Here is a 26,954-nt window from a genome sequence, read left to right on the forward strand (position 1 = left end):
GTACCCAGGTGCGGATTGCCGCGGCAATCCTCGGTGCGATCCTGCTTGCCGCCACCGCGTTCACCTACCTTTCCTATACCTCTGTCTTCACCTCCACCGACAAGGTCACCGTCACCTCGCCGCGCGCCGGGCTGGTGATGGAGCAGGACGCCAAGGTCAAGTACCGCGGCATCCAGGTCGGCAAGGTCAAGGCGATCAAATACCAAGGCGAACAGGCCAAACTCGTCTTGGCCATGGACAGCTCGGCGATGTCCCACATCCCGTCGAACGCCGCTGTGCACATCGCCAGCAACACCATCTTCGGCGCCAAGTCGGTGGAGTTCGTGCCGCCGCCGGTGCCGTCGGGAAGCGGGTTGCGCAACGGCGCCAACGTGCAGGCGTCCGACGTGCAGCTCGAGGTCAACACGCTGTTCCAGAAGCTCACCGACGTGCTCGACAAGATCGACCCGGTGCAGCTCAACGGGACCATCAGTGCGCTGGCCGAAGGGCTGCGGGGCAACGGCGACAACCTGGGCGGGTTATTGTCCGGGCTCAACGGCTACCTGGACAAGTTCAATCCCAAACTGCCGCAACTGCAGACGGGCTTCGCCAAGACCGCGGTCGTCGGCAACATCTACGGCGACGCCGCGCCCGACCTGGCGGCGACCTTCGACAACGTCCCGACCGTCAGTAAGACCCTGGTCGACCAGCGCGACAACCTGAACAAGGCGCTGCTGGCGACAACCGGCCTGGCCAACAACGGCTACGACACCTTCGCGCCGGCCGCTGATGACTTCATCGCCGGTATCCAGCGGTTCCGGGCATTGTCCAGCTTGCTGGCCGAGTACTCGCCGGAGTTCGGCTGCCTTTTCAAGGGGATCAAGGGGGCGTTGGAGAAGTTCGGTCCGTCGCTGGGCGGTACCAAGCCGGCGCTGTACGTGCACTCCAACTTCATCCCGGGCGCACCGGCCTACACCTATCCGGAGAGTCTGCCGGTGGCCAATGCAAGCGGTGGGCCGAACTGTCGCGGTCTGCCGGATATCCCGAGCAAGCAGTACGGCGGTTCCTGGTTCCGGTCACCGTTCCTGGTGACCGACAACGCCTACATCCCGTTCCAGCCGAACACCGAGGTGCAGTTCGACGCACCGTCCACCGCGCAGTTCCTCTTCAACGGCGCCTTCGCGGAACGGGACGAATACTGATGAACACCCGGAGCACCCTGATCAAAGTCGCCATCTTCACCGCGGCGATGCTGCTGGTGTCGGCAGGCCTGGTGGTGGTGTTCGGCGAGTTCCGGTTCGCCTCCAACCACACCTACCACGCCGACTTCGCCAGCGCCTCCCGGCTCAAGGGCGGGGAGGACGTGCGGATCGCCGGCATCCCGGTCGGCACGGTGAAACGCGTGGAGCTGACGCCGAACAACAGCGTCAACGTCACCTTCGACGTGGACAAGCGCTACCAGCTCTACGACTCGACCCGCGCGCTGATCCGGTACGAGAACCTGGTCGGTGACCGCTACCTGGAGATCGCGTCGGGCGCCGGCGACCTGCGCAAGCTGCCGCCCGGTGGCACCATCAGCCGGGAACACACCCAGCCGGCACTGGATCTCGACGCGCTGCTGGGCGGCATGCGCCCGGTGCTCAAGGGACTCGACGGCACCAAGATCAACGAGATCAGCAACGCGATCATCGAGCTGCTGCAAGGTCAAGGCGGCGCACTGTCGCAGATGCTGGCCAGCACCAGCTCGTTCACCACCACGCTGGCCTCCCGTGACCAGCTGATCGGCGACGTGATCAACAACCTCAACACGGTGCTGGCGACCGTCGATGAGAAGAGCGAGCAGTTCGACGCCACCGTCGACCGATTGCAGCAGCTCATCACCGGACTGGCTCAGGGCAAGGACGCGATCGCCGGCGCAATCGGTCCGCTGGCCACCGTCGAGACCGATCTCACCGACACGCTGCGCCGCACCCGGCGGCCGCTGCAAGGCGTGATCGAGAACGCCCGGCCGCTGGCCACGGTGCTCGACAAGCGCAAGGACGAACTCAACGCGGTGATCGACCCGCTGGAAGAGAACTACCTGCGGCTCAACGCGCTGGGCGCCTACGGCTCGTTCTTCAACATCAACTACTGCACGGTCTCGATGAAGCTCAACGGGCCTGCCGGTAGCGACATCATCCTGCCGATGGGTGGCCAGACCGATACCAGCAAGGGGAGGTGCTCTCCTGTCAAGAGTTGACCGCGTAAACCCGGTTCGCACCGGAACATTGGGCATCGCGCTGGTCGCATGCCTGGTTTTCGTGTCGTTCGGCTACACCAGCTTGCCGTTCTGGCCGCAGGGCAAGACGTATCACGGTTACTTCGCTGACGCCGGCGGCATCATGTCCGGCAACGACGTGACGGTGTCGGGTATCCGGGTGGGCAAAGTGACCAAGGTGGCGTTGGCCGGGGCCAGCGCGAAGGTGAGTTTCACCGTCGACCGCAAAGTTCGGGTCGGCGACCAGTCGCTGGCAGCGATCCGCACCGATACCGTGCTGGGCGAGAAGGCCCTGTCGATCACTCCTGGTGGGGCCGGCTCGGTCACCGAGATCCCGTTGGAACGTACTCGCGCGCCCTACACGCTCAACAACGCGCTGCAGGACCTCGGCGGCAACGTCCGCGACCTGGACAAGCCGCGTTTCGAAGAGGCGCTTGCGGTGCTGACGGAGTCGATGCGCGAGGCGACCCCGCAGCTGCGCGGGGCGCTGGACGGGGTGGCGGCGCTGTCACGCAGCATCAACCGCCGCGATGAAGCGCTGGGTCAGTTGCTCACCCACGCCAAGTCGGTCACCGGTGTGCTCAACCAGCGTGCCGCCCAGGTCAACCGCTTGGTGCTCGACGGCAACCAATTGTTCGCCGCGCTAGACGAACGCCGCCAGGCGCTGGGCGCGCTGATCGGCGGCATTGAAGATGTCTCCCAACAGCTTTCCGGCTTCGTTGCCGACAATCAGACGCAGATCGGGCCGACCCTGAAGAAGCTCAACCTGGTACTCGACAACATGATCGAGCGCAAAGACCGCATCGCCGGGGCCCTGGACCGGCTGCCCGGCTATGCGACCACGCTCGGCGAGGTGGTCGCCTCGGGCCCCGGCTTCCAGATCAACCTCTACGGGATGCCGCCGCCCACCATGTCGGAGGTGATACTTGACCTGTACTTCCAACCGGGCAAGCTTCCGGACAGCCTGGCCGACTACCTGCGCGGAATGATCACCGACCGCACCTTCATCAAGCCGAAGTCACCATGACGCGTCCCACGTTACGAATCCTGCTCACCGGGGCGCTGGCCGCGCTACTGGCCGCCGGCGTATACCTGGTGCTGCCCGCGCAGCGCGGCTACCGGATCACGGGTTACTTCGCCTCGGCGGTGGGCCTGTATCCCGGTGATGACGTCCGGGTGGTCGGCGTACCGGTCGGCCGGATCGAGTCCATCGAACCGGGCCCGGAGAACGTCAAGATCACCATGACGGTGAACAGGGACGTCCCGTTGCCGGCCGACGTGCGCGCGGTGCTCATGGCGCCGAACATCGTCTCGGCGAGGGTGATTCAGCTGGCTCCGGCCTACACCGGCGGTGAGAAACTGGCCGACGGGGCGGTGCTGGACGAAAACCGCACCGCGGTGCCGGTGGAGTGGGACGAGGTCAAGCAGGAGCTGACCCAGCTCAGCGCGCAACTGGCACCCGAGCAGGGCAAGCTCAACGGTGCGCTGAGCGCCTTCGTCAACCAGGCCGCCGATACCTTCGACGGCAAGGGCGACTCCTTCCGCAGCGCCCTGCGGGAGTTGTCGGCGACCGCCGGCCGGCTGGGAGACTCACGTACCGACTTGTTCGGCACCGTGAAGAACCTGCAGGTACTGGTCGACGCGCTGTCGGGAAGCAACGAACAGATCGTGCAGTTCACCGACCACGTCGCGGCGGTCTCGGCGGTGCTGGCCGACAGCTCGGCCGACCTGGACGTCACGCTGGGCACGCTGAACCAGGCGCTGCGCGACGTGCGGGGCTTCCTGCACGACAACAACGACGCGTTGATCAGCCAGGTCAACAAGCTGTCGGAGTTCGCCAAGGTGCTCAGCGATCAGAGTGAGAACTTCGAGCAGGTGCTGCACATCACCCCGCACGGGTTGACCAACTTCTACAACATCTACAACCCGGCGCAGGGCACGTTGAGTGGTCTGCTGTCGCTGCCCGACCTTGCCAACCCGGTGCAATTCATCTGCGGTGGCATCTTCGATATCGGCTCAGTGCCGGACAACTTCAAGCGGGCGGAGATCTGCAAGGAACGGATGGGGCCGGTCATGCGGCGCTGGGCGATGAACTTCGTGCCGTTCCTGTTCCACCCGATCAACTCGATCACTGCCTACAAGGGCCAGATCATCTACGACACCCCGGCAACCGAGGCCAAGGCGCAGACTCCGGTGCCGTACCTGAAGTGGATGCCGGCGCCGGGTGTCACCCCGCCGAGCACCGACGACGTCGCCGCACTGTTCCTGCCGCCGCCGGCGCCGGGGCAGTTGGGCCAGGCGCCCGGGCCGACCGGCCCGCAGCAACCCGGGGCCGGCGCACCGCGGGAGGGCAGATGAGCGTGAAGTCTCTAGCCGGCGCCGTCAGGCGGGCCGGGCGGCGCAGCGCGGCTCTGGGCGCTGGGGCGCTGGTGTTGTCCGGATGCCAGTTCGGTGGGTTGAACTCGCTGAACATGCCGGGCACTGCGGGCCACGGGCGGGGGTCCTACAACATCACGGTGCAGCTGCCGGATGTGACCACATTGCCGCAGAACTCGCCGGTGATGGTCCACGACGTCACCGTGGGCAGCGTCTCAGGCCTACAGGCGGTGCAACAGCCCGACGGCAGCTTCTACGCGGCGGTCAAGCTGTCACTGGACGGCAACGTGGTGCTTCCGGCTAACGCGGTGGCGAAGGTCGCGCAGACCTCACTGTTGGGCTCCCAACACATCGAGTTGTCCGAACCGTACGACGAGCCCCCCGTCGGCAAACTGGCGCCCGGCGACCAGATTCCGCTCAGCCGGACCGGACGCTACCCCAGCACCGAAGAGGTGCTGTCGTCACTGGGGGTGGTGGTCAACCAGGGCAATCTCGGTGCGCTGCAAGACATCACCGAGGAGGCGTACGCGGCGGTCGCCGGCCGGGCCGGCACCCTCGCCGGGCTGATACCGCGGCTGGCCGAGCTCACCGCATCGCTGGACCGCCAGGCCCACGACATCATCGCCGCCGCCGAGGGCCTGAACCGGATCGGGGTGACCCTGGCCCGCAGCTCCCCCAGCCTGGGGCGGGCGCTGGAGACCATGCCGGCCGCGCTTCAGGTGCTCAACGACAACCGCTCCAGCATCATCGACGCGTTCGGTGCGCTGGGTCGCCTGGCCGACGTCGGGTCGCGGATCATGACCGAAACAAAAGAGGACTTTGCCGCCGACATCAAGGACCTCTACCCGGTCGTCAAGGCCTTCGCCGACAACGCCAACGAGCTGGTGACCGCCTTCCCGTTCATCCCGACGTTCCCGTTCCCGTCGATGTACCTGCGCAACGCGGTCCGCGGGGACTTCCTCAACGTCTACGTCACCTTCGACTTCACGCTGCGCCGGCTCGGCGAGTCGGTGTTCACCACCGGCGCCTTCGACCCGAACATGCCGCACATGCACGACATCCTGAACCCACCGGACTTCCTGATCGGTGAGATGGCCAACCTGTCCGGGCAGGCGGCCGACCCGTTCAAGATCCCGCCCGGCACGGCTCCGAACTATGGAGACTGACCAATGCTGACTCGTCTGGTTCGAATCCAACTCGGGATCTTCGCCGTGGTCACCGTGCTGGCCGTCGGTGCGATCTCGATCCTGTACCTGCACGCGCCGAGCCGGATGGGGATCGGGACCTACCAGGTGACCGCCGATTTCATCGGCGGCGGTGGAATCTACAAGAGCGCCAACGTCACCTACCGGGGGGTGACGGTGGGCCGGGTGGAAGACGTCCGTCTCACCGACCACGGCGTCGACGCGCAGATGCGGCTCAACAGCGGCACCAAGGTCCCGGGCAATGTCACCGCCACCGTCAAGAGCATGTCCGCCATCGGTGAGCAGTACATCGATCTGGTTCCCCCCGCAGGCGCCCCGGCTGCCGGGACGCTGCACAACGGCGCACGAATCGGCCAGGACCGCACCGCGATCGGCCAGGACATCGCCGGACTGCTCGATCAGGCCCAGACGCTGGTCAACAGCGTCGCCAACAGTCGGCTGCGGGATCTGCTGCGCAACGCGTTTCAGGGATTCAGCGGTTCGGGGCAGGAGCTGGCCCGGATGATCGCGTCATCGCGGCAGCTGGTCGACGAGGCCAACGCCAACTTCGACGCGATCTACAGCCTGCTCGACCAGTTCGAGCCGTTCCTGGACGCCCAGATCCGCAGCGGTGAGGACATCAAGACGCTCACCAAGTCACTGGCGGCGGTCACCACCGAGGTGCGTAACGCCGACCCGCAGCTGCGTGAAGTACTGCAGACGCTGCCTTCGGTCACCGACGCGGCGAACACCACGTTCAGTGGAATTCAGGCGTCGTTCCCGACGCTGGCGGCCAGCATCGCCAACTTCGGTCGGGTCGGGGTCATCTATCGCAACTCGATCGAACATGCACTGGTGGTCTTCCCCGCCCTGATGGCCGCCCTGCTCACCGTCGCCGGTGGGGTGCCGATGGAAGAGGGCGTCAAGCTCGATTTCAAGATCGACATGCACGACCCGCCACCGTGCACGGTCGGGTTCGTGCCGTTCACCGAGATGCGCACGCCGGCCGACGAGACGGTGCGTGAGCTGCCGAAGGGCCTGTACTGCAAAGCGGCTCAGAACGATCCGACTGCGGTCCGGGGTGCGCGCAACTACCCCTGCATGGAATACCCGGGCAAGCGGGCGCCTACCATTCAGCTCTGCCGGGACCCCAAGGGCTTCATTCCGATCGGCAGCAACGCCTGGCGTGGCCCGCCGGTGCCCTACGACACCCCGATCACCGACCCGCGGATGCGCCAGCCGATGAACAAGTTCCCCTACATCCCGCCGGAATCGGATTACGACCCCGGCCCGCCCGTGGTGGCGCTGCCCCCGGGGGTACCCGCCGGCCCGGGTCCGGCACCCAATCCGCCGTACCCGCTGCCGTACCCGCCGAATGAGCTCGGTCCGAATCCGCCGGCACCGTGGCCGTACTACGCCCCGCCGGACCAGAACATGCCGACCAGCCCGGGCGGTAACGGCGGCCTGCCCGCCTACGGCCGCGACCCGGCTCCCGGCCCGGCACCCGGTCCGATGCCGGCCGAGGCGCCGGCCCAGGCCAACGGGGTCGCCTACAGCAGCTACGACCAGCGCACCGGCAGGTTCGTGGACCCGGCCGGCGGCACCGGGGTGTTCGTCTCCGGCTCGGATAAATGGCTGCCGGCGGAGAACTGGGCGGACTTGATGCTCGAGCCGAGGCAGACGTGAGCGGTCCGGACGACACCCGGACCCGTCGTCGGGCCTCGCGGGCGGCCGGCCCGGCCGGTGACGCCGCCGAGGCCGCAGCGGTGCGGGTGCCGGTTCCCAGCCCGGCGGCGGTGCGGGCGGCCCGGCCGGTCGGCCCACCGCCGCGGCGTCGGGCCAACGCGCGGCAGACCGCCCTCGTCGCCGGTGTCGCCGCCCTGGTGGCGAGCACGGTGCTGGGCGGGCTGGTCGCCGTCCTGCTGGTGCAGCACCGGCACGCCGCCGCAGCCGACAGCCGGGACCAGCGCTTCGTCGACACCGCGGTGCAGACCGTGCTCAACATGTACACCTACACACCTGACACCATCAACGACCAGGTGGACCGTTTCGTGGCCGGCACCAGCGGCCCGCTGCGCGACACCATGGCGGCCAACGCCGACAACCTCAAGGCGCTGCTGCGCGAGACCAAGCACAGCTCCGAGGCGGTGGTCAACGCCGCCGCCCTGGAGGGCGTGGACGACGTTGCCGGCAACGCCTCGGTCCTGGTGGCGATGCGCGCGACCGCGACCGACAGCGAGGGCGTCAACAAGCCGTCGCAGCCGTACGCGCTACGGATCATCGTCCATGAGGACGACGCCGGGAACATGACGGCCTACGACCTCAAATGGCCGGACGGTAGCACCCGATGAGCAAGCGTTGGTGGGTGCTGGCCGCCCTGGTGGCAATTCTCGGAGTGTTCGTGGGGCTGGGGGCCACCGCGGGAACGCTGTATTGGAGCCGGGTCGAGACGCGCGGCGAACAGCTGGCCAGCGCTGAACTGGTCAAGCTGTCGATCGATGAGATCCCCAAGGTGCTCGGCTACGAGTACAAGACCGTGGAACGCAGCCTGACCGAGACCTACCCGATGTTCACCGGCGAGTACCGGCGCGAGTTCGAGGCCCGGGCCGTCAACGAGATCATCCCGCAGGCCCGGGAGAAGCAACTGGTCAACCAGGTCGACGTCGTCGGCGTCGGTACCCTGGCGGCCCGCCGCACCACCGGTTCGGTGCTGGTCTTCATCAACCGCACCGTGACGGGCAAATCCAAAGAGAAGCTCTACGAGGGCAGTCGGTTGCGGGTCGACTTCCGCAAGGTCGACCGCAAGTGGCTGATCAGCAACATCGCACCGATCTAGCTGAGAGGATGAGCGGCATGAGGAGACTCGTTCGCGGGCTGATCGCGTGCGTTGTCGCGATGGCGGCGAGCGGCGGGCTGGCTGCCGAGGCCAGCGCCGACGACGACGCGGCGCCGGAAGGCACGCTGGAGGGCATCTACACCTACAACGGCGCCGGTATCACGGCGACGTGGAAGATCTATCCGCTGTGCGTCCCGACGGTGGGTGACGGGCGGGTGCCGCTGCACCTGGCGGTCGGCTGCAAGCTGCAGGTGGAAAGCGACGGCCCTCCGGGACAGGCCGGGGCCTACCGGTTGTCCAACGGCCTGTGGAGCTACCACACGCCGCTGCTGGCCGGTAAGAAATGCCCGGATGGTAAAACCGCCGCCAGCGAGGAGATGTACCAGTTCGACACGTCCCTGCGCGGCACCTACACCCAGTCGCACGCCGCCGTCTGCGGCGAGCAGCCCGGGCTGGACAAGCATCCGTTCACGCTGACGTTCGTCTCACCGCTGCCGAACCCGGTGGTGCACTACCCGCTGACCTGTCAGGACAACCCGATCCACCTGTGCAGCTGAGTCACCCGGACTCAGCGAGCGCGTCGAGGAAGGACCGTGCCCAGCGGTCCACGTCGTGGGCCAGCACCTGGCGGCGCAGGGCGCGCATGCGCCGGCGGCCCTCTTCGGCGGTTTGGTTGACCGCCGCCTCGATGACGTCCTTGACGCCTTCGAGATCGTGCGGGTTGACCAGGTAGGCCTGCCGCAATTCGGCTGCCGCCCCGGTGAATTCACTCAACACCAGGGCGCCGCCCAGGTCGCTGCGGCATGCCACGTACTCCTTGGCGACCAGGTTCATCCCGTCGCGCAGCGGAGTCACCAGCATGACGTCGCTGGCCACGAAGAACGCGATCAGTTCGTCGCGGGGGACCGGTCGGTGCAGGTAGTGCACCACCGGGTGGCCGACCTCGCTGTACTCGCCGTTGATGTGGCCGACCTGGCGCTCGATGTCGTCACGCAGGATCTGGTAGCTCTCCACCCGTTCCCGGCTGGGCGTCGCCAGCTGCACCAGCACCGTGTCGTCCCGCTTGGCGCGGCCTTCGGCGAGCAGCTCGTGGAACGCCTTGAGTCGCACGTCGATGCCCTTGGTGTAGTCCAGGCGATCCACCCCGAGCAGGATCTTGCGCGGGTGGCCCAGTTCGGCCCGGATCTCCTTGGCCCGTCGCCGGATTCCCCGCTCGCGTGCCTTGCGGTCGAGTTCGCCGGAGTCGATCGAGATCGGAAAGGCGCCGACTCGCACGGTGCGGTCGGCCAGACTCACCTGGCCGAACCGGCTGCGCACCCCGACCGCGCCCCGCGAGGTGGCTGCGCCGGTCAGATTGCGTGCCAGGAAGAGGAAATTCTGGGCGCCACCGGCCAGATGGAATCCGACCAGGTCGGCGCCGAGCAGGCCGTCGACGATCTCCTTGCGCCAGGGCAGCTGCATGAACAGCTCCACCGGCGGGAACGGGATGTGCAGAAAGAAGCCGATGGTCAGGTCGGGGCGCAGGGTCCGCAGCATCTTCGGCACCAGCTGCAGCTGATAGTCCTGGACCCACACGGTGGCTCCCGGGGCGGCAGCCCGCGATGTCGCCTCGGCGAACCGGCGGTTGACGTCGACATAGCGCTCCCACCACTGCCGGTGGTAGATCGGTTTGACGATCACATCGTGATACAGCGGCCACAAGGTGGCGTTGGAGAAGCCCTCGTAATAGTCGGCGATGTCGGTGGCGCTGAGCGCGACCGGATACAGCCGCAGGTCTTCGATATCGATCGGCGCATCGGGCACGTCCGGGCTGCCCGGCCAGCCCACCCAGGCGCCGCGCCGCTTACGCAGCAGCGGCTCCAGGGCGGTGACCAGTCCGCCCGGGCTGCGTTTCCAGGCCGTTGTTCCGTCGGGGGACACCTCGATGTCGATGGGCAGCCGGTTGGCCACCACGACGAAATCGGATTCTCCGGCCGACGCAGCCAGACCCCCCGACCCCGGCATTTACGCCCCGTGCTTCTCGGTATTCGCCGGACCGATCCCGAGCATGGACAAAAACACCCGGCATTCGTCGGCGTCCTCGGCGTAGGCGGCCACGACTCGCCGGGCCTGACGTGCGGTGCTGTCGGCCAGCGGCTCCACGTCCTCGATGTCGGCGTGTTCGGATTTAGCAGGCATGAGTCGACTCTAGCGAAGTGCGCCGTAACCTGTGAGGCGGACGACAACCAGGGCGGAGGCTGCATGAGCGATCTCGTCGACTATGAAACCCTCGACGACGGGCGCATCGCCCGGATCTGGCTGAACCGCCCGGAGACCCACAACGCGCAGAGTCGCACCCTGCTGGTGCAGCTCGACGACGCGTTCGCCCGTGCCGAAGCCGACGACACCGTGCGGGTGGTGATCCTGGCGGCGCGCGGTGCGAACTTCTCCGCCGGCCACGACCTCGGCTCAGAGGGCGCCCTGGCCGAGCGGCGGCCCGGCCCGGATCAGCACCCGAGCTTCCGCAGCCACGGCGGCACCCGGGAACCGGTCGTCGAGAAGACCTACCTGCAGGAGTGGCACTACTACTTCTCGAACACCTGCCGCTGGCGGGACCTGCGCAAGATCACCATCGCGCAGGTGCAGGGCAACGCCATCTCCGCGGGATTGATGCTGATCTGGGCGTGCGACCTGATCGTTGCCGCCGACAACGCCCGGTTCTCCGACGTGGTCGGGGTGCGCCTCGGCATGCCCGGCGTCGAATACTATGCCCATCCTTGGGAATTCGGCCCGCGCAAGGCCAAGGAGCTGCTGCTGACCGGGGATTCCCTGGACGCCGACGAGGCCTACCGGCTGGGCATGGTGTCCAAGGTGTTCGGCGTCGACGAGCTGGCCGACAAGACTCTGGAATTCGCCCGCCGCATCGCGCAGCTGCCGACGATGGCCGCTTTGTTGATCAAGGACTCGGTGAACGCCGCCGCCGACGCGATGGGTTTCACCGAGGCGCTGAAACACGGGTTCCATATTCATCAGCTGGGCCACGCGCATTGGTCGGCGCACAACGACAACAAGTTCCCGGTGGCGCTGCCGCCGGAGGTGCCGGACTGGCGCACCGCCAAGGCCACCGACCTGGCTCGCCGCGATCAGCCGTAGCGGGCGGCGTCGACCACGTGCTTGGATAGGTAGAACACGTTCCAGTTTTGATCTGAGGGGTCGGTGTGCAGCTCTCGTTCGAAGACCGTAGCTACCTGGTCACCGGAGGCGGCAGCGGCATCGGCAAGGCGGTCGCAGCCGGCCTGGCCGCCGCCGGCGCCGACGTTCTGATCCTCGGCCGCGGGGCAGACCGGCTGGCCGCGGTGGCCGCCGAGATCGGGGCACGGCACTTCCCGGCCGACGTCACCGACGAGGAAAGCGTGATCGCCGCCGTCGAGGCCGCCGAGGGTCGGCACGGCCGACTGCACGGCGTGGTGCACTGCGCCGGTGGTTCGCAGACCATCGGACCGATCACCCAGATCGACTCGGCGGCGTGGCGGCGCACCGTCGACCTCAACATCAACGGTTCGATGTATGTGCTCAAGCACGCCGGCCGGGCCCTGGTGCGCGGTGGCGGCGGCTCGTTCGTCGGGATCTCCTCGATCGCGGCCAGCAACACCCACCGTTGGTTCGGCGCCTACGGCCCGACCAAATCGGCGCTGGATCACCTGATGCAACTGGCCGCCGACGAGCTGGGGGCGTCCTGGGTGCGGGTCAACAGCATCCGCCCGGGCCTGACCCGCACCGAGCTGGTCGCCCCGATCCTGGACTCGCCGGAACTCTCCGAGGACTACCGCGTCTGTACCCCGCTGCCCCGGCCCGGGGAGGTCGAGGACGTCGCCAACCTGGCGCTGTTCTTGCTCAGTGACGCGGCGGGCTACATCACCGGCCAGGTCATCAACGTCGACGGCGGGCAGATGCTGCGCCGCGGTCCGGACTTCACCGCAATGCTGGAGCCGGCGTTCGGCGCGGACGGCTTGCGCGGCGTCGTCGCGGAGTAGCCGTGGGCGTCTATGCGGTCACCGGGGCGGCCTCCGGTATGGGCCGACAGGCGGCGGAGAAGCTGCAGGCGGCCGGCCACACCGTGATCGGGGTGGACCTGCGCGACGCCGACGTCGTCGCTGATCTGTCCGGACCGCACGGTCGGGCCGCGGCGGCCGAGCGGGTGCTGACCTTAGCCGGGGGCCGGTTGGACGGTGCCGTGCTGGCGGCCGGCGTCGGACCCACCCCGCGGGCGACGCCGCTGATCCTGCAGGTCAACTTCTTCGGGGTGGTCGACCTGCTGCAGGCGTGGCGCCCGGCGCTGGCGGCCGCTGAGCGCGCCAAAGTCGTGGTGATCGCCAGTAATTCGACCACCACGGTGCCGGCGGTGCCGCGGTTGGCGGTGCGGGCCCTGCTCGCCGGGGATGCGGCCAAGGCGCTGCGCTGGCTGCGCCCGTTCGGGCCGGGTGCGCCGTCGTTGGCGTACGCGGCTTCCAAGATCGCGGTGTCGCGCTGGGTGCGCCGGCGGGCGGTCGAGCCGTCCTGGGCGGGCGAGGGTATCCGGCTCAACGCCCTGGCGCCGGGCGCGATCATGACGCCGCTGCTGGAGAAACAGCTCGCCACCCCGGGCCAGGACAAGGCCGTGCGCAGCTTCCCGGTGCCGGTAGGGGGTTTCGGCGACCCCGGCCAACTGGCCGACTGGATGCTGTTCATGCTCTCCGACGCCGCCGACTTCCTCTGCGGCAGCGTGATCTTCGTCGACGGCGGTTCGGACGCCTACTTCCGCGCCGACGACTGGCCGACCGCCGTGCCGGTGCGGCAGGTGGGGCGCTATCTGATGCGGATGAGGTCGTTCTCCAGGACGTCGAAGCCCTTGTAGCCGGCGGCCGCCACCTCGGCGATGATGCGGCCGTAGGTGCCGAAGCCGCCGACGAACGGCATGAACACGCGCGGACGCCCGGCGATATTGGCCCCCAAATACCACGAATTGGCCTGCGGCATCAGGGTCTCCGCTGCGCGCCGGGTGCATTCGGCGCCCCACTCGGCGGCCGCGTCACTGCGCGCCTCCAAGGCGGCCGCGCCGTGCGCGTCGAGGTATCCGATCGCGTCGGCGACCCAGTCGACGTGCAGCTCGGAGTGCAGCACCATGTTGGCGAGCACCGAGGGACTGCCCGGCCCGGTCATGTTGAACAGGTTCGGGAATCCCGGGATGCTCAACCCCAGGTAGGTGACCGGCCCGCCGGCCCAGGTCTCGTTGAGCGTCGCGCCGCCGCGGCCGACGATGTCGATCTTGGCGACCGACCCGGTCATGGCGTCGAATCCGGTCGCCAGGACCAGGACGTCCAGGTCATGGTGCGCCGCGGTGGTGCAGATGCCGCGCGCATCGATCCGCTCGATCGGGGTGGCGCGCAGGTCCACCAGCTGTACGTGGTCGCGGTTGAACGTCGCGAAGTAGTTGTCGTCGGTGCAGATCCGCTTCGCTCCGATCGGATGGTCACGCGGGATCAGCAGCTGCGCGGTAGCCGGATCGTCGACTATCGCGCGGATCTTCTTCTCCCAGAACCTCCGGGCGGTGTCGTTGGCCGCGATGGTGACCAGTTGATCCGGGAAGGTCTTGGAGAACAGCACCCCGCCGAGTTGCCACCGTCGTTCGTAGGCGGCCTCCCGCTCGTCGTCGGACACCTCCAGCGCCGAGCAGGGGTGCGGCTCGTGCGGCGAGCCGCCACCACTGGCCATCGAGCGACGGCGGCGTTCGGCATACCCCGCCTTGTGTTTGCGCCGGGTCGCCTCGTCCAGGGGCGCGTTGCCGGCCGGGATGCTGTAGTTGGCGGTGCGCTGGAATACCGTCAGGTGTGCCGCCTCGTTGGCGATCGGCGGGATCACCTGAATGCCCGAGGAGCCGGTGCCGATCACGCCGACCCGCTTGCCGGTGAAGTCCACACCGCGGTGCGGCCAGTGCGCCGTGTGGTACGTCTCGCCGGTGAAGGACGCCAACCCCTCGATCGCCGGGACATTGGCATTGGACAGCGGACCGACCGCGAGCACGCAGAACCGTGCGGTCACCACCTCGCCGGCGTCGGTGCGGACTTGCCAGCTCAAGGTGGCCTCGTCGAGGACCATGCCCGTCACCCGCGTCCTGAACGAGATGTCGCGGCGCAGGTCGAAGCGATCGGCGACATGGTTGAGGTAGCGCAGGATCTCCGGCTGGGTGGCGTACTTCTCGCTCCAGTCCCAGTCCTGCTGCAGCTGGGCGTCGAAGGAGTAGGAGTAGTCGACGCTTTCGACGTCGCAGCGCGCGCCCGGATAGCGGTTCCAGTACCAGACGCCGCCGACCCCGTCGGCCGCCTCGAACACCCGCACGGTCAGCCCGTCGCCGCGCAGGCGGTGCAGCGCGTAGAGGCCGGCGAAACCCGCCCCGATCACCACCACATCCACATCGGTCTCCATAACGCGCGACGCTACGAGCAGCCGGTCGCGCCCACCCAGCGATTGTCCCGCTGTGTGAGACTCCCGGTGACGTGCGGGTCGCCCGAGTCGATGCTGTGGCCATGCTCACCGAAACCGCCCGCTTGGCCGGCAAAGTCATCCTGATCACCGGCGGTGCCCGCGGCCTGGGCGCCGCGTTCGCCCGTCATCTCGTCGCCGGCGGCGGGCGGGTGGTGATCGGCGACATCCTCGACGATGAGGGCACCCGCCTGGCCGCCGAGATCGGCGACTCCGCGCGCTACGTGCACCTCGACGTCACCGAGCCGGCCGGTTGGGCGGCCGCGGTGCAGGTCGCGCTCACCGAATTCGGCGGGCTGACCGGGCTGGTCAACAACGCCGGGGTGGCGACCGGGCAGTTCATCGAGCACGAACCCGTCGAGCACTTCCGCAGCGTGCTGGAGATCAACCTGGTCGGGGTGTTCAACGGAATTCAGGCCGTGATCGCGCCCATGCGGGAGGCCGGCGGCGGCTCGATCGTCAACATCTCGTCGGCCGCCGGATTGATGGGCCTGGCGTTGACCGCCGGCTACGGAGCGTCCAAGTGGGGCGTGCGGGGGCTGACCAAGATCGCGGCCGTCGAACTGGCCGGGGAGAAGGTCCGGGTCAACTCCGTGCATCCGGGCATGACTTACACCCCGATGACCGCCGAGATCGGTATCGAGCCCGGAGACGGCGGCTTCCCGAATACCCCGATGGGCCGGGTCGGCGTGCCCGAGGAGATCGCCGGGGCCGTCAGTTTCCTGTTGTCCGACGACGCCGCCTACGTCACCGGCGCGGAGATCGCCGTCGACGGCGGCTGGACCGCCGGGCCGACCGTGAAATACGTACTGGGGCAGTGACGGCGCGGGAATAATCACCCGGTATGGAGGCGACGTCGATGGTGGCGCGGGTGGCGCTGATCATCAACCAGTTCGACGAACCCGGCAAGCGACTGCGGCTCGACCAGGTGGTGGCCCGCACCGGGCTGCCGCGCTCCTCGGTGCACCGGATCCTGACCCAACTGGACTCGGCCGGCCTGGTGCAGCACCGGCCCGACGGTTACGGCATGGCTGCCTCGCCGCTGCCCGTCGCGCAGATCGTCGACCACGCCGAACTGCGCGGAGTGGCCTCGACGACCCTGGCGCGGCTGCACTCCGACACCCGGCTGGTGGTGCACCTGGGGGTGCTCCTCGGCGGTGACGTCGTCTACCTCGACAAGGTCGCCGGGGACGGCGGTGCGCTGGTGCCGACCCGGGTGGCCGGCCGCACCCCCGCGCATGCCAGCGCGTTGGGGAAGGCGCTGCTGGCGCGGCTGCCCGCCGAGGAGGTGGATGCGCTCGTCGGCGACGTCCTGCCGAAGCGCACCCGGGCCACCATCGGTGATCGCGCCACCCTGCACCGGGAGCTGGCCCGGATCCGCAGCCGGCACGGGCTGGCCTACGACACCGAGGAACTGGCGGTCGGATTGTCGAGTGTGGCCGCCCCCATCGGGGGCCGCGACGGTCAGATCGCCGGGCTGTCCCTGACCGGCGCGGTCCCGATGCACCGGCTGCAACGCACCGCGCCGTTCGTGATGCGCGCCGCGGGCCGGATCTCCCACGACCTCAGGGGCTTCGTGCCGGCCGATGGAGCTGAGCGGGACGCCGAGACCGACAGCATGCTGTCCCGGGTGCTGCGCACCATCTCCGCCGACGCGTGGGTCTGAGCCGTTACAGGATCAAGTCATCGACCGGCAGCCCGAACGCGAACTGTCCCACCGCCGTCAGTACCCGCTCCACGTCGTTGGCGGCGTGCAATCGCGCCGTCTGCATGTCGCGCCAGACGCGCTCCAGCCGGGGGTGCGCGCCGGCGCCGGCTTGCTCGACACACAACCCGACCGCCTGCATCGCCCGCTCGAAGGCCAGCACCTGATCGCGGCGGGCCCGCAACATCAGCTCGGCGTCGGGCACGGCGCCGGTTCGGGCGCACGCGCTGAGGTCGGCCAGGTTACGGCTGATCTGCAGTGCCGAGACCTCCAGTCCCGCCGCCGCCATGGCGACGGCGCTCACCGGATCGGCCGGCCGGGCGCGGTCCAGGATCCCGTGCGCTGCGCCGAGCAGTGGGGCGGCGCCGGCGTGGGTGTAGAGCGTGGGTTGCGGCAGGCGGTACAGCGGGGGCAGGGCGGCCCGCTGCGCATCACTGACCCAGCCGAAACAGCGATAGGCGGGCACCGGAGCGCCGGACACCACGACGTCGTCCGCTCCGATCCCACGCAGCCCCAGGCCATTCCAGGTCGCCTCGATGGCGTAGTGCTCGCGGGGCACCAGCGCCACGGTGAAGTCTTCAGCGGCGCCATCGGCCCCCACCACCAACGCCCCGGCGATCAGCCACGAGGCGTGCTGCACCCCGGCGCAGCGGCTCCACCGCCCCGACAGGCGGAAACCGTCACCGGCGCGTTCGAGCCGACCGGTCGGGGCATAGGCCGAGCAGATCAGCGCACCGGGGTCGCCACCCCAGACATCGTGCTGGGCGGCAATGTCGAACAGGGCCAGGTGCCAGGCGTTGACGCCCAGCGCCGCGGCCAGCCACCCGGTCGAGGTGCACGCCGACGAGATCTCCCGCACCACCGCCAGATAGCTCCCGGGGTCGGACTGCCGGCCGCCGAAGTCCGCTGGCTGCAACAGTGCGAAGACGCCCGCCTCCCGCAGGCTCGCAACGGTATCCGGTGCCACCGCCGCGTTGCGGTCGACGGTGTCGGCGGCCGCGGCAATAGCCGGCAACAACGGCCGAATCGCCGTCAGCACACGCATGCTCACCGCCCTTTCGTGTCGCCGATAGCATTCATTGTGGCGCTGGGCCGGAGTCCGCGAGGAGATATCGATGGGTGCCTGGCAGATGTTGCAGCCCAGGCGATTCGGCGGCGAGGCGTTGCCCGCCGACGAGTTCGTCTCTGCGGTGGCCGCCTTGGCCGCCCGCGACGGGTCCTCGGGGTGGCGTTGCGCGATGGCCAACGCTGCCGCCCACCGGGCGGGCGCACTGCCTGATCACGCCGGCGCCGACATCTGGGGTGCCGATCCGGGCGCCCGGGTCGCGGTGGGCCTTGGCCCGGGTGGCCGGCTGGTGGACGGCCGGCGGTTGAGCGGGCACTGGTCTGAGGTCACCGGCGCCGACGTCGCCGACTGGCTGTTGCTGGCCGCTGACGGCGACCGTCTGGTGCTGGTGGCACGCGCCGACGTGGCGGTGTCGCCTCGCACCGCACCGACCGGACTGCCCGATGCCGGAATCGCCGACGTGCAGGTCGTTGAGCTGCCGGTTGATGCCGAGCGGGTCTTTGCGGCGCGGGACGACGGCGCCGCGGTGGTCGGCGGCGCCGCCGCGGCGGCCGCGGTGGCCGGCGCCGCCGACGGGCTGTGGCAAGCGCACGTCGCCCAGGTCCGCCAGCGGTTGGCCGCCTCCTACGGCAGCGCGGAAGTCGGGGATCTGACGGTGTCGACCCGGCAGGTCGCGCTGGCCGCGTCCGACATCGACGCCGCGACCCTGCAGATCCGGGCGTCGTTGTCGCAGCACCCGCGGTCAGCGGCGCGGGCTCAGCGCCAGGCCGCTGCCCGGGCGCGCGCCGCCGCCGACCGCGTGCTGAGCAGTAGCCGCGGCCACGCGCTGGACGCCTCAGACCCGGTCGCGAGCTTGTGGCGCGACGTTCACACCGGGTGCCGGCTCACATGTGAGTTGCTCGACGCCCTCGACTGACGCTGCCAGCTCGGCGAGGGCAACCGGCAGTTGATCGGCGATCTCCCATGCGTCGGCCACGTGGTCACCGCAGGCCAGCACCCCGATCGTCAGCTTGCCCTCGTAGCTCCAGCCGGTGAAGTTCAGCCCCATCGGGAACACCAGCGGACCCGACGAGATCAACCGTTCGACCGGTGCGCCCTCGAAGCAAAGCTGTTGGGGCCCGCGCATATTCGAGGCGATCAGACTGAATGTCGGCCGGTGCGTGGTGCGTTCGCCGATCAGCGGCAGGGCGCGGGAGTAGAACCAGAACAGCGGCCAGTACTCCATCCAGTCGTGCTGCAGCCACAGGTCGCGTTCGGCCTGCACCTCCCGGGCGGTGCGGGTCGCCGCCGCGATGGCCGCCAGCCGGTCGACCGGATCGGCCACGTCGGTGGCCAGCGCCACGTTCCAGCGTGCCACCTTGTTGCCCCAGGGATCGCCGTCGGGCGGGCGCATCGACACCGGCACCACCGCGGTCAGCGACTCGTCGGCCAGCTCCCCGTGCCGGTCCAGGTAGGCGCGCAGCGCACCGCTGCAGACCGCGAGGAACACGTCGTTGACCGTCACGCCGAAAGCCCGGGCGACCCGTTTGATGGTGTCCATGTCGCAGCCGCGGAAGGCGAAGCGGCGCTGGGCTGTCAGCGGCGCGTTGAAGCGGGCACCGGGTGCGGCGAACGCTTCGGCGTAGCCGGGTTTGCCGGCCTTGCGGCGGCGCAGGATGGTGCGGGTGACCGCCCCGGTGCGGGCGATCAGCCGCGGTAGGCCGATCAACGCGGCGAGCTGGTGGCGGGCCACCATCGGCAGCCAGCGCCACAGCGCCGGCCGGCGCTCGTCGCGCGGCGGTGTGGAGGGGGGACTTCCATTGCTGCACAGCGCTTCCAGGATGCGCAGTGAGGCGGTGCCGTCGGCGACGGCGTGGTGAATCTTCCAGATCAGCGCGATCCGGCCGTCGGCCAGCCCGTCGACGTAGCACAACTGCCAAGCTGGGCGACCACGCTCGAGCCGGTCGTGGAAGATCGCCTCGATTGCCGCCGCGAGTTCGTGATCGCCGCCGGGCGAGGCCAGGGTGATCCGCCGCAGGTGGCGGTCGACGTCGACGTGGGGCCTGGCGATCCACCAAGGCCGGCCGAACCGCAGCCGCGGCGCCAGCAACTGCCACTGCAGCGGTTCGACCCGGGCGACCAGGTCCGGGACCAGCGCCTTGACGGCCTCGAAGGTCAGCGGCCGCGGGCCGCGGATCGGGTCGAGCACCAGCACCTTGATGGTGTGTTGCGGTTGGGCGGCGTTCTCCCACGCCAGAAAGCTGTTGTCCTCGCCGGTCAAACGCCGCATTGGTCCTCCGCTCACCGATCAGATGTGGCCTGGTTCACTTGTAGGCCGTTGCTGTGCGCGGGCCGACACGTTGTCTCGGCCAGTGAGACTTCGGGATTTGCCGTGGCGGTCGCCGCTCTACCTTGCGCTGCGTGACCGAAATCGCCTCGATGCAGTCCGAGCTCGCCGACCGGATGAGCGCGGCCTTCGCGTCCGTCGCGGCCGGGGTCGGCAACGCGGTCCAGGTGCGGGCCAGTCTGAAAGCCACCCGGCGGCCCGCCAGACCCGTCCCGGTCGGTTGGGTCGACGAGTGCCACATTCCCGGGCCCGCCGGCCCGCTTCCGGCGCGCATCTACTTCCCGCTCGACCCGGGCCCGTCCCGCGAGCAACTGCCGGTGCTGGTCTACTTCCACGGCGGCGGCTTCGTGCTGTGCGACCTGGATTCGCACGACTCCTGCTGCCGCCGGCTGGCCAACGGTGCCGGGGCGATCGTGGTGTCGGTCGATTACCGGCTGGCGCCCGAGTCGCCGTTTCCCGCCGCGATCGAAGACGCCTGGGCGGCCACCCAGTGGGTGGCCGGCCAGCTGGCCGAACTGGGCGGTGATCCGTCGCGGCTGGTGGTCGCCGGCGACAGCGCCGGGGGCAACCTCGCTGCCGTGGTGGCGATGCTGGCCCGGGATCGTGGCGGCCCGCCGATCGCATTCCAGCTGCTGATCTATCCCGTCGTTGATCAGCGCCGTAAGCAGGCGTCGGCGTCGCGTGGCCGGCGCGGCCCGAGCGGGACGCTCACCGCGGACCACATGCAGTGGTTCACCGAGCAGTACCTCGGCCGTGACGGCGACCGCAGCAACCCGCTGGTCTCCCCGATCCTGGGCGAACTCGCCGGTCTGCCACCGGCTCACGTCGTCACCGGCTCGCTGGACCCGCTCTGCGAGGAGGGGGAGGAGTATGCGCGGCGCCTGCAATCCGCGGGCGTCCCGGCCAGCGTGCAGCGCTACCAGCATGGCTTCCACGGCTTCTTCAACCTGGCGGATCATCTGCCGTTGGCCGCCCGGGCCAGCGACGACGTCTGCGCGGTGCTCCGCGCGGCCCTACCGGAAGGATCGGCATGCAACTGAGGAACGCTCGGGTCCTGGTCACCGGTGCCAGCCGCGGTCTCGGCAAGAGCATCGCCGAGGTGGCGGCCGCGCGTGGCGCCGCCGTGGCGCTGGTGGCGCGCGATGCTGCGGCGTTGGAGATCCTGGCCAAGGAGATTGAGGGCAAGGCCTACCCGACCGACCTGTGCGACCCGGCGGCCGTGGAGGCGCTGATCGACCGGGTCGAGGCCGACGGTCCGGTGGATGTGCTGATCAACAACGCCGGCATCGACCGGGTCGGTCGGTTCCCGGAGGCCAGCGCCCAGCAGGTGCGCGACCTACTGCAGGTCAACCTCGCCGCCCCGATGGAGCTGTGTCGGCAGTTGATGCCGCGCATGGTGGCCCGCGGCCGCGGCCATATCGTCAACGTCTCGTCGTTCGGGGCGATCTCGACCGGGCCCGGCGTCACCTTGTACGGCGCCTCGAAGGCCGGGCTGAGTCATTTCACCGCCGGCATCCGATCCGAGCTGCGTGGCAAGCCGGTGAACACCACGCTGGTGCAGCTCGGTGAGGTCAAGACCGACATGATCGACCAGATCCGGGCGTTCGGGCCGGCGCGGCGCACCATCGAGCGGGCGGAGAAGCTGCGCATGACCGCGCCCGCGATGGAGCCCGACGTCGTCGCCACCGCGATCGCGGACGCAATCGACCGCAACCGCCGACATGTCATCCTGCCGCGCAGCATCACGCTGATGGCCAAGTTCACCGAGTTCCCGCGCCGGGTCTCGGAGATCATGCTGACCGGCATCGACCAGGACGGGGACTAGGCACGATGGCGCTGACCGACCTGACCGGCAAGGTCGCCGTCATCACCGGGGCGGCCCGCGGCCAGGGGGCGGCGGAGGCCCGGCTGTTCACCGCGCTGGGCGCTCAGGTGGTGCTGACCGACGTGCTGGCCGACGAGGGGGCCGCTGTTGCCGCCGAGATCGGGGCCCGTTTCGTGCCTCATGACGTCGGCGACGAGGCCGGTTGGGCGGCCGTCGTCGACACCGCGGTCAGCGCGTTCGGGCGCCTGGACGTGCTGGTCAACAATGCCGCGATCTGCCGGTCGATTCCGCTGGTCGAACAGTCCGCCGACGACTTCGAGACGATGCTGCGGGTCAACCTGATCGGCGCGTTCCTCGGCATCAAAGCCGTGGTGGAGCCGATGCGCGCCGCGGGCGGCGGCTCGGTGATCAACGTGTCGTCGCAGGCCGGGTTGCAGGGCCTGTCCGGCTACAGCGCCTACGGGGCATCGAAGTGGGGGCTGCGCGGCTTGACCAAGGTCGCCGCGATCGAACTCGGGCCGTACGCGATCCGGGTCAATTCGGTGCATCCCGGACTGATCGACACCCCGATGGTGGCGCACCTGGGCGTCCAGCACGGCCCGGGCGGTCATCCCGGAGCGCCGCTGGCCCGGATCGGCCTGCCATCTGAAGTCGCCGACGTCGTCGCGTTCCTGGCCTCGGACGCGTCGGCGTACGTCACCGGGGCCGAACTGGCCGTCGACGGCGGGGCCAGCGCGGGCAGGGTCCCGACCCCGACACCGTGACCGGCGTCGTCCGGCGTTAGCCTGTCTAAGAGTTTCGGGACCTTGTGAGGAGACATCATGCCGGCAGAGCTGAGCCACGACGAGACCCTGCGTGAGGTCACCACCGAGCAGGGGGTGCTGCGCTACCACGAGGCCGGTGACGGCCCGACGCTGCTGCTGCTGCACGGGTCCGGGCCGGGCGTGACCGGGTGGCGCAACTACCGCGGCGTGCTGCCGGCCTTCGCCGAGCACTTCCGCTGCCTGGTGCTGGAGTTCCCCGGGTTCGGCGTCAGCGACGACTTCGGCGGGCACCCGATGGTCAGCGCATTCGGCGCGGTGCCGGCGTTCGTCGACGCGCTCGGCTTGGAGCAGGTGAGCATCGTCGGCAACTCGATGGGCGGCGGCGTCGGCGTCAACTACGCGACCGCCAACCCCGACAAGGTGCGCAAGCTGGTGACGATCGGTGGCATCGGCACCAATCTGCTGACGCCGGGTCCCACCGAGGGTGTCCGGCTGCTGCAGGACTTCACCGACAACCCGAGCCGCGAATCGCTGGTGCGCTGGCTGGAGTCGATGGTCTACGACCCGGCCGTGGTGACCGAGGAGCTCATCGAGGAGCGCTGGGCGCTGGCCACCGACCCGGAGACGCTGGCCAGTGCCCGACGGATGTACGGCAAGAAGGCCTACACCGCGATGATGCAGATGATGGCCGCGTCTAAGGGGCCGATGCCGTGGGCGATGCTGCACCGGGTCCAGTGCCCGACCCTGGTCACCTGGGGCCGCGACGACCGGGTCAGCCCGCTGGACATGGCGCTGATCCCGATGCGCACCATGCCCAATGCGGAGTTTCATGTGTTCCCCAACTGCGGGCACTGGGCCATGATCGAGGCCAAGGACGCCTTCGAGTCGGTGGTGCTGGACTTCCTGCGCCGCTGACGGCGTCTACTTGTGCTCGCGGGAGCGGGCGGCCCGCCGGCACCACCCCGTCGTACAATCGCCATGGCTCATCGAGCCAGCCCCGGCCGCGTTAGCTCAGTTGGTAGAGCGTCGCTCTTGTAAAGCGGATGTCGAGAGTTCGAGTCTCTCACGCGGCTCCATGCCTGGCCCGTCACTCGACGTCGGCGGGATCGGACTCGATCACCCGCTGGGAGCGCACCGGCCGCGACGAGGAGCGCCGGCCGGACCGGCGGGGCAGCAGCGGGATCCGCTCGGCGATATTGCTCAGCGGGTTGACCACCAACGTCAGCGCGATAACGGCCTCTTGCAGCGTCTCGATGGCCGGCTCCAGCGCCTCCATCCCCGGTGCCAGCCGGCTCAACGTGTCGGCGACGTTCGCGAGTTGCTCCAGCGGGCCGTTGCGCGCGGTGAGCTTGTCGACCAGCCCGCCCTCGGCCAGCAGCCGGTCGGCCAGGCCGTCCTCGGAGAGCAGGCGCTCGATCAACCCGTCCTCATCGGTCAGTTGATCCACCAGCCCGCCCGGCTGCAGCGCTCGCTGCAATCCGCCGCCCTCGGCGGTGAGCCGGTCGAGCACGCCGCCCGGCCCGGTCAGCTGGTCGACCAGCCCGCCCGGGCTCAGCAGCCGGTCCACCGGGCCGCCCGGCGCCAGCGCGCGCCCCAGCGGGGCGTCGTCGTCCATCAGCTTGGCCAGCCGATTGGCCCGGGCGATGGTGTCCTCCAGGCCCAGCATCTGCGCCATCGAGTTGGCCGGCCCCTGGGTGGGGGATTCCCCGAGCGTCTGGCGGGCCAGCCCGAGGGCGGCCGTGGCGACCCCGAGCCCGGCGTCGGCGATCGACAGACCGATCCGCGCCGGAGCGGTCGATACGGCGATCAGCTGTTTGGCCAGGCTCATCCGGCCAGTGTAGGGGCGATCCGGGACCGATATCAGGTAGTTTGATTGACAACAAACACACAGCTGATATCCAGTTCATTTTCACCCGACCACGAGGGAATTGACCCTATGGGAGCAACAGCTGCGCATGACGCTGCGCCGGAGGCCCGTGTCCTGGTCGTCGATGACGAGACGAACATCGTCGAGTTGCTGTCGGTCAGCCTCAAATTCCAGGGATTCGAGGTCTACACCGCCTCCAGCGGGCCGGCGGCGTTGGACCGTGCGCGCGAGGTGCGACCGGATGCGGTGATCCTGGACGTGATGATGCCCGGGATGGACGGGTTCGGGGTGCTGCGCCGGCTGCGCGCCGACGGCATCGACGCCCCGGCGTTGTTCTTGACCGCGCGCGACTCGCTGCAGGACAAGATCACCGGCCTCACTCTCGGCGGCGACGACTACGTGACCAAGCCGTTCAGCCTGGAGGAGGTGGTGGCCCGGCTGCGGGTCATCCTGCGCCGGGCCGGCAAGGGTGCCGGGGAGCCGCGCAACTCCCGGCTGACCTTCGCCGACATCGAACTCGACGAGGACACCCATGAGGTGTGGAAGGCCGGCCAGCCGGTATCGCTGTCGCCGACCGAGTTCACCTTGCTGCGCTATTTCGTGATCAACGCCGGCACCGTGTTGAGCAAGCCCAAGATCCTCGACCACGTCTGGCGCTACGACTTCGGTGGCGACGTCAACGTGGTGGAGTCCTACGTGTCCTATCTGCGCCGCAAGATCGATACCGGCGAGAAGCGCCTGCTGCACACGCTGCGCGGGGTGGGCTATGTGCTGCGCGAGCCGCGGTGACCGACGCTCTTCGGTCAGGGGAAAGGTAGTGGTCCCCCGCGGCGTCCTGCCACTCCGGGTCAGTCTGGTCGCCGCCACCTTGGCCATGGTGGCCATCGGCTTGCTGGCGCAGGGGTATGCCGTCACCACCATCCTGCGGCACCGGCTGATCAGCCGGATCGACGCGACGCTCATCGACGCCGCGCACGGCTGGGCGCTGGAACAACGTGGCCGGGCGCCATTGCAGGAGGACGAGGACCCGAATCCCGGCCGGCCGCCGACAAGCTTCTATGTCCGCGACGTCGACCCGGATGGCAGCATCTGGACGGTCGTCAACGACCAGAACGCCGAGCCGCTGTTGCCGCCGGACAACGACGTGGGATCGGTGCCGGTGACGATCGGGTCGGTCGACGGCTCGGGGGTGCAGTGGCGGGCGCTGTCGGTGCACGGTGAGAACGGCAGGCTGATCACGGTCGCCCGGGACTTGTCCGATCCGCGGGCCACGCTGCGCTACCTGGCCTGGTCGCGGGTGGCGATCGGCATGGGGGTGCTGCTGGTGCTCGGTGCCGCCGGCTATGTGGTGGTCAACCGCAGCCTGCGTCCGCTGGCCGAGGTCGAGCGGACCGCCGCGGCGATCGCCGCCGGCCAGTTGGATCGCCGGGTGCCCGAGCGTGATCCGCGTACCGAGGTCGGGCGGCTCTCGCTGGCGCTCAACGGCATGCTGGCGCAGATTCAGCAGGCGGTGGCGTCCTCGGCGGCCTCGGCGGACAACGCGCGGGTCTCCGAGGAGAGGATGCGGCGGTTCATCACCGATGCCAGCCACGAGCTACGCACACCGCTGACCACGATCCGTGGCTTCGCCGAGTTGTACCGCCAGGGCGCGGCCCGCGACGTCGAGTTGCTGATGTCGCGGATCGAAAGCGAAGCCAGTCGGATGGGCCTGCTCGTCGAGGATCTGCTGCTGCTGGCCCGGATGGACGCCCAGCGGCCGCTGGAACGCACCTGGGTCGACCTGCTGGTGCTGGCCACCGACGCGGTGCACGATGCGCGGGCCATCGCGCCGAATCGGACCATCGAACTGGAGGTCTTCGACGGCCCGGGCACCCCGGAGGTGCTCGGTGACGAAGCCCGGCTGCGTCAGGTGCTGAGCAATCTGGTGTCCAACGCGCTGCAGCACACCCCGGAGGACGCCGCCATCAGGGTGCGGGTCGGCACCGAGGGCGACGACGCGATCCTCGAGGTCGTCGACCAGGGGCCCGGGATGAGCGAACAGGACGTGCAGCGGGCCTTCGAGCGGTTCTTCCGCACCGACTCGTCGCGGGCGCGGGCCAGCGGTGGCACCGGGCTGGGGCTCTCGATCGTCGACTCGCTGACCCGGGCGCATGGCGGCACCGTCACGGTGAGTTCCCCGCCCGGTCAGGGCTGCACGTTCCGGGTCGCGGTGCCGCGACTCGCCGACACGTCGGCCGAAAGAGCCGAGATTCCCGCCGAGATCCGCTGAGC

At 69.2% G+C, this 26,954-nt stretch carries 27 protein-coding genes and 1 tRNA gene; 22 read left to right on the top strand and 6 right to left on the bottom strand.

The genetic code is table 11. The features are described from left to right. Window positions 1-8 precede the first annotated feature (8 nt). The 9 genes from AC5Y4Q_RS00825 to AC5Y4Q_RS00865 are packed head-to-tail and all read left to right on the top strand — an operon-like array spanning window position 9 to window position 9,189. On the top strand, window positions 9-1,181 hold the full coding sequence (locus tag AC5Y4Q_RS00825; RefSeq protein ID WP_064924129.1) for an MCE family protein: 1,173 nt from the start codon (window positions 9-11) through the stop codon (window positions 1,179-1,181). Continuing rightward, on the top strand, window positions 1,181-2,218 hold the full coding sequence (locus AC5Y4Q_RS00830; RefSeq protein WP_064924111.1) for an MCE family protein: 1,038 nt from the start codon (window positions 1,181-1,183) through the stop codon (window positions 2,216-2,218). The genes AC5Y4Q_RS00825 and AC5Y4Q_RS00830 overlap by 1 nt, the downstream gene beginning before the upstream one ends. Further along, a complete protein-coding gene (locus AC5Y4Q_RS00835; protein WP_064924130.1) occupies window positions 2,205-3,263 on the top strand; it encodes an MCE family protein in 1,059 nt (352 codons plus the stop codon). Before AC5Y4Q_RS00830 ends, AC5Y4Q_RS00835 begins: the two co-directional genes overlap by 14 nt. Continuing rightward, entirely contained in the window at window positions 3,260-4,594 is a 1,335-nt protein-coding gene (locus AC5Y4Q_RS00840) for an MCE family protein (protein WP_499957572.1), read from the top strand. Before AC5Y4Q_RS00835 ends, AC5Y4Q_RS00840 begins: the two co-directional genes overlap by 4 nt. Further along, window positions 4,591-5,778, top strand: a complete 1,188-nt coding sequence (locus tag AC5Y4Q_RS00845; RefSeq protein WP_064924109.1) for an MCE family protein — start codon at window positions 4,591-4,593, stop codon at window positions 5,776-5,778. Before AC5Y4Q_RS00840 ends, AC5Y4Q_RS00845 begins: the two co-directional genes overlap by 4 nt. Window positions 5,779-5,781: 3 nt before the next feature. Continuing rightward, window positions 5,782-7,482 (top strand): MCE family protein, encoded by a 1,701-nt coding sequence (locus AC5Y4Q_RS00850; protein WP_125224785.1) that lies wholly within the window; start codon window positions 5,782-5,784, stop codon window positions 7,480-7,482. Further along, window positions 7,479-8,147 carry an Rv1363c family protein gene (locus tag AC5Y4Q_RS00855; RefSeq protein ID WP_065019312.1) on the top strand — a complete coding sequence of 223 codons (669 nt, stop codon included), beginning with the start codon at window positions 7,479-7,481 and terminating at the stop codon, window positions 8,145-8,147. Before AC5Y4Q_RS00850 ends, AC5Y4Q_RS00855 begins: the two co-directional genes overlap by 4 nt. Further along, a complete protein-coding gene (locus AC5Y4Q_RS00860; protein WP_064924106.1) occupies window positions 8,144-8,632 on the top strand; it encodes a hypothetical protein in 489 nt (162 codons plus the stop codon). Before AC5Y4Q_RS00855 ends, AC5Y4Q_RS00860 begins: the two co-directional genes overlap by 4 nt. A gap of 17 nt (window positions 8,633-8,649) precedes the next feature. Beyond that, on the top strand, window positions 8,650-9,189 hold the full coding sequence (locus AC5Y4Q_RS00865; RefSeq protein WP_125224786.1) for a hypothetical protein: 540 nt from the start codon (window positions 8,650-8,652) through the stop codon (window positions 9,187-9,189). A gap of 1 nt (window position 9,190) precedes the next feature. Here the strand turns inward: AC5Y4Q_RS00865 and AC5Y4Q_RS00870 are convergent, their stop codons facing one another. Continuing rightward, complete coding sequence (locus tag AC5Y4Q_RS00870; protein WP_064924105.1) at window positions 9,191-10,636, bottom strand: alpha,alpha-trehalose-phosphate synthase (UDP-forming); 1,446 nt, start codon at window positions 10,634-10,636, stop codon at window positions 9,191-9,193. After that, a complete protein-coding gene (locus AC5Y4Q_RS00875) occupies window positions 10,637-10,810 on the bottom strand; it encodes a hypothetical protein (RefSeq protein ID WP_109535775.1) in 174 nt (57 codons plus the stop codon). It lies immediately after the preceding gene. 63 nt (window positions 10,811-10,873) lie between these two features. On the opposite strand from AC5Y4Q_RS00875, the gene AC5Y4Q_RS00880 reads away from it, so the two are divergent. The 3 genes from AC5Y4Q_RS00880 (at window position 10,874) to AC5Y4Q_RS00890 (ending at window position 13,505) form a co-directional block, all read left to right on the top strand. Then, entirely contained in the window at window positions 10,874-11,764 is an 891-nt protein-coding gene (locus AC5Y4Q_RS00880; protein WP_064924104.1) for an enoyl-CoA hydratase, read from the top strand. A 65-nt stretch (window positions 11,765-11,829) separates the two neighbouring features. Further along, window positions 11,830-12,645 (top strand): SDR family oxidoreductase, encoded by an 816-nt coding sequence (locus AC5Y4Q_RS00885; protein WP_125224787.1) that lies wholly within the window; start codon window positions 11,830-11,832, stop codon window positions 12,643-12,645. A gap of 2 nt (window positions 12,646-12,647) precedes the next feature. After that, the gene (locus AC5Y4Q_RS00890; RefSeq protein WP_125224788.1) at window positions 12,648-13,505 is read left to right on the top strand and encodes an SDR family oxidoreductase; all 858 of its coding nucleotides are present in this window, start codon (window positions 12,648-12,650) and stop codon (window positions 13,503-13,505) included. Here AC5Y4Q_RS00890 and AC5Y4Q_RS00895 read toward each other — a convergent pair. Beyond that, window positions 13,457-15,073 carry a flavin-containing monooxygenase gene (locus tag AC5Y4Q_RS00895; protein WP_125224789.1) on the bottom strand — a complete coding sequence of 539 codons (1,617 nt, stop codon included), beginning with the start codon at window positions 15,071-15,073 and terminating at the stop codon, window positions 13,457-13,459. The two genes, AC5Y4Q_RS00890 and AC5Y4Q_RS00895, sit on opposite strands and share 49 nt — an antisense overlap. A gap of 101 nt (window positions 15,074-15,174) precedes the next feature. On the opposite strand from AC5Y4Q_RS00895, the gene AC5Y4Q_RS00900 reads away from it, so the two are divergent. Next, window positions 15,175-15,951 carry a glucose 1-dehydrogenase gene (locus AC5Y4Q_RS00900; protein WP_125224790.1) on the top strand — a complete coding sequence of 259 codons (777 nt, stop codon included), beginning with the start codon at window positions 15,175-15,177 and terminating at the stop codon, window positions 15,949-15,951. A 23-nt stretch (window positions 15,952-15,974) separates the two neighbouring features. Continuing rightward, window positions 15,975-16,796, top strand: a complete 822-nt coding sequence (locus AC5Y4Q_RS00905) for an IclR family transcriptional regulator (protein WP_235663884.1) — start codon at window positions 15,975-15,977, stop codon at window positions 16,794-16,796. Window positions 16,797-16,800: 4 nt separating this feature from the next. Here the strand turns inward: AC5Y4Q_RS00905 and AC5Y4Q_RS00910 are convergent, their stop codons facing one another. Continuing rightward, the gene (locus AC5Y4Q_RS00910; protein WP_125224791.1) at window positions 16,801-17,880 is read right to left on the bottom strand and encodes an acyl-CoA dehydrogenase family protein; all 1,080 of its coding nucleotides are present in this window, start codon (window positions 17,878-17,880) and stop codon (window positions 16,801-16,803) included. A 70-nt stretch (window positions 17,881-17,950) separates the two neighbouring features. Here AC5Y4Q_RS00910 and AC5Y4Q_RS00915 point away from each other — a divergent pair, with 70 nt between their 5' ends. Next, on the top strand, window positions 17,951-18,817 hold the full coding sequence (locus AC5Y4Q_RS00915) for an acyl-CoA dehydrogenase family protein (RefSeq protein WP_125224792.1): 867 nt from the start codon (window positions 17,951-17,953) through the stop codon (window positions 18,815-18,817). Here the strand turns inward: AC5Y4Q_RS00915 and AC5Y4Q_RS00920 are convergent. Further along, the gene (locus tag AC5Y4Q_RS00920) at window positions 18,737-20,170 is read right to left on the bottom strand and encodes a wax ester/triacylglycerol synthase family O-acyltransferase (RefSeq protein ID WP_125224793.1); all 1,434 of its coding nucleotides are present in this window, start codon (window positions 20,168-20,170) and stop codon (window positions 18,737-18,739) included. The two genes, AC5Y4Q_RS00915 and AC5Y4Q_RS00920, sit on opposite strands and share 81 nt — an antisense overlap. Window positions 20,171-20,301: 131 nt before the next feature. On the opposite strand from AC5Y4Q_RS00920, the gene AC5Y4Q_RS00925 reads away from it, so the two are divergent. From AC5Y4Q_RS00925 to AC5Y4Q_RS00945, 5 genes are all read left to right on the top strand, one after another. After that, window positions 20,302-21,267, top strand: coding sequence for an alpha/beta hydrolase (locus AC5Y4Q_RS00925; RefSeq protein WP_235663885.1), 966 nt, complete (start codon window positions 20,302-20,304; stop codon window positions 21,265-21,267). Continuing rightward, complete coding sequence (locus AC5Y4Q_RS00930) at window positions 21,258-22,052, top strand: SDR family NAD(P)-dependent oxidoreductase (protein ID WP_064924097.1); 795 nt, start codon at window positions 21,258-21,260, stop codon at window positions 22,050-22,052. Before AC5Y4Q_RS00925 ends, AC5Y4Q_RS00930 begins: the two co-directional genes overlap by 10 nt. A gap of 5 nt (window positions 22,053-22,057) precedes the next feature. Beyond that, complete coding sequence (locus AC5Y4Q_RS00935; protein ID WP_064924096.1) at window positions 22,058-22,816, top strand: glucose 1-dehydrogenase; 759 nt, start codon at window positions 22,058-22,060, stop codon at window positions 22,814-22,816. 57 nt (window positions 22,817-22,873) lie between these two features. After that, window positions 22,874-23,731, top strand: a complete 858-nt coding sequence (locus AC5Y4Q_RS00940; protein WP_064924095.1) for an alpha/beta fold hydrolase — start codon at window positions 22,874-22,876, stop codon at window positions 23,729-23,731. 85 nt (window positions 23,732-23,816) lie between these two features. Then, window positions 23,817-23,892, top strand: a tRNA-Thr gene (locus AC5Y4Q_RS00945). Window positions 23,893-23,903: 11 nt separating this feature from the next. Here AC5Y4Q_RS00945 and AC5Y4Q_RS00950 read toward each other — a convergent pair. Then, window positions 23,904-24,644, bottom strand: a complete 741-nt coding sequence (locus AC5Y4Q_RS00950) for a hypothetical protein (protein ID WP_064924094.1) — start codon at window positions 24,642-24,644, stop codon at window positions 23,904-23,906. A 108-nt stretch (window positions 24,645-24,752) separates the two neighbouring features. Here AC5Y4Q_RS00950 and AC5Y4Q_RS00955 point away from each other — a divergent pair, with 108 nt between their 5' ends. Both AC5Y4Q_RS00955 and AC5Y4Q_RS00960 read left to right on the top strand, forming a co-directional pair. After that, the gene (locus AC5Y4Q_RS00955) at window positions 24,753-25,472 is read left to right on the top strand and encodes a response regulator transcription factor (protein WP_064924093.1); all 720 of its coding nucleotides are present in this window, start codon (window positions 24,753-24,755) and stop codon (window positions 25,470-25,472) included. Continuing rightward, window positions 25,450-26,952: a sensor histidine kinase gene (locus tag AC5Y4Q_RS00960; protein WP_125224794.1), complete on the top strand. Its 1,503-nt coding sequence runs from the start codon at window positions 25,450-25,452 to the stop codon at window positions 26,950-26,952. The genes AC5Y4Q_RS00955 and AC5Y4Q_RS00960 overlap by 23 nt, the downstream gene beginning before the upstream one ends. Window positions 26,953-26,954: the final 2 nt, after the last annotated feature.

It is taken from the genome of Mycobacterium sp. NGS16 (assembly GCF_059813225.1).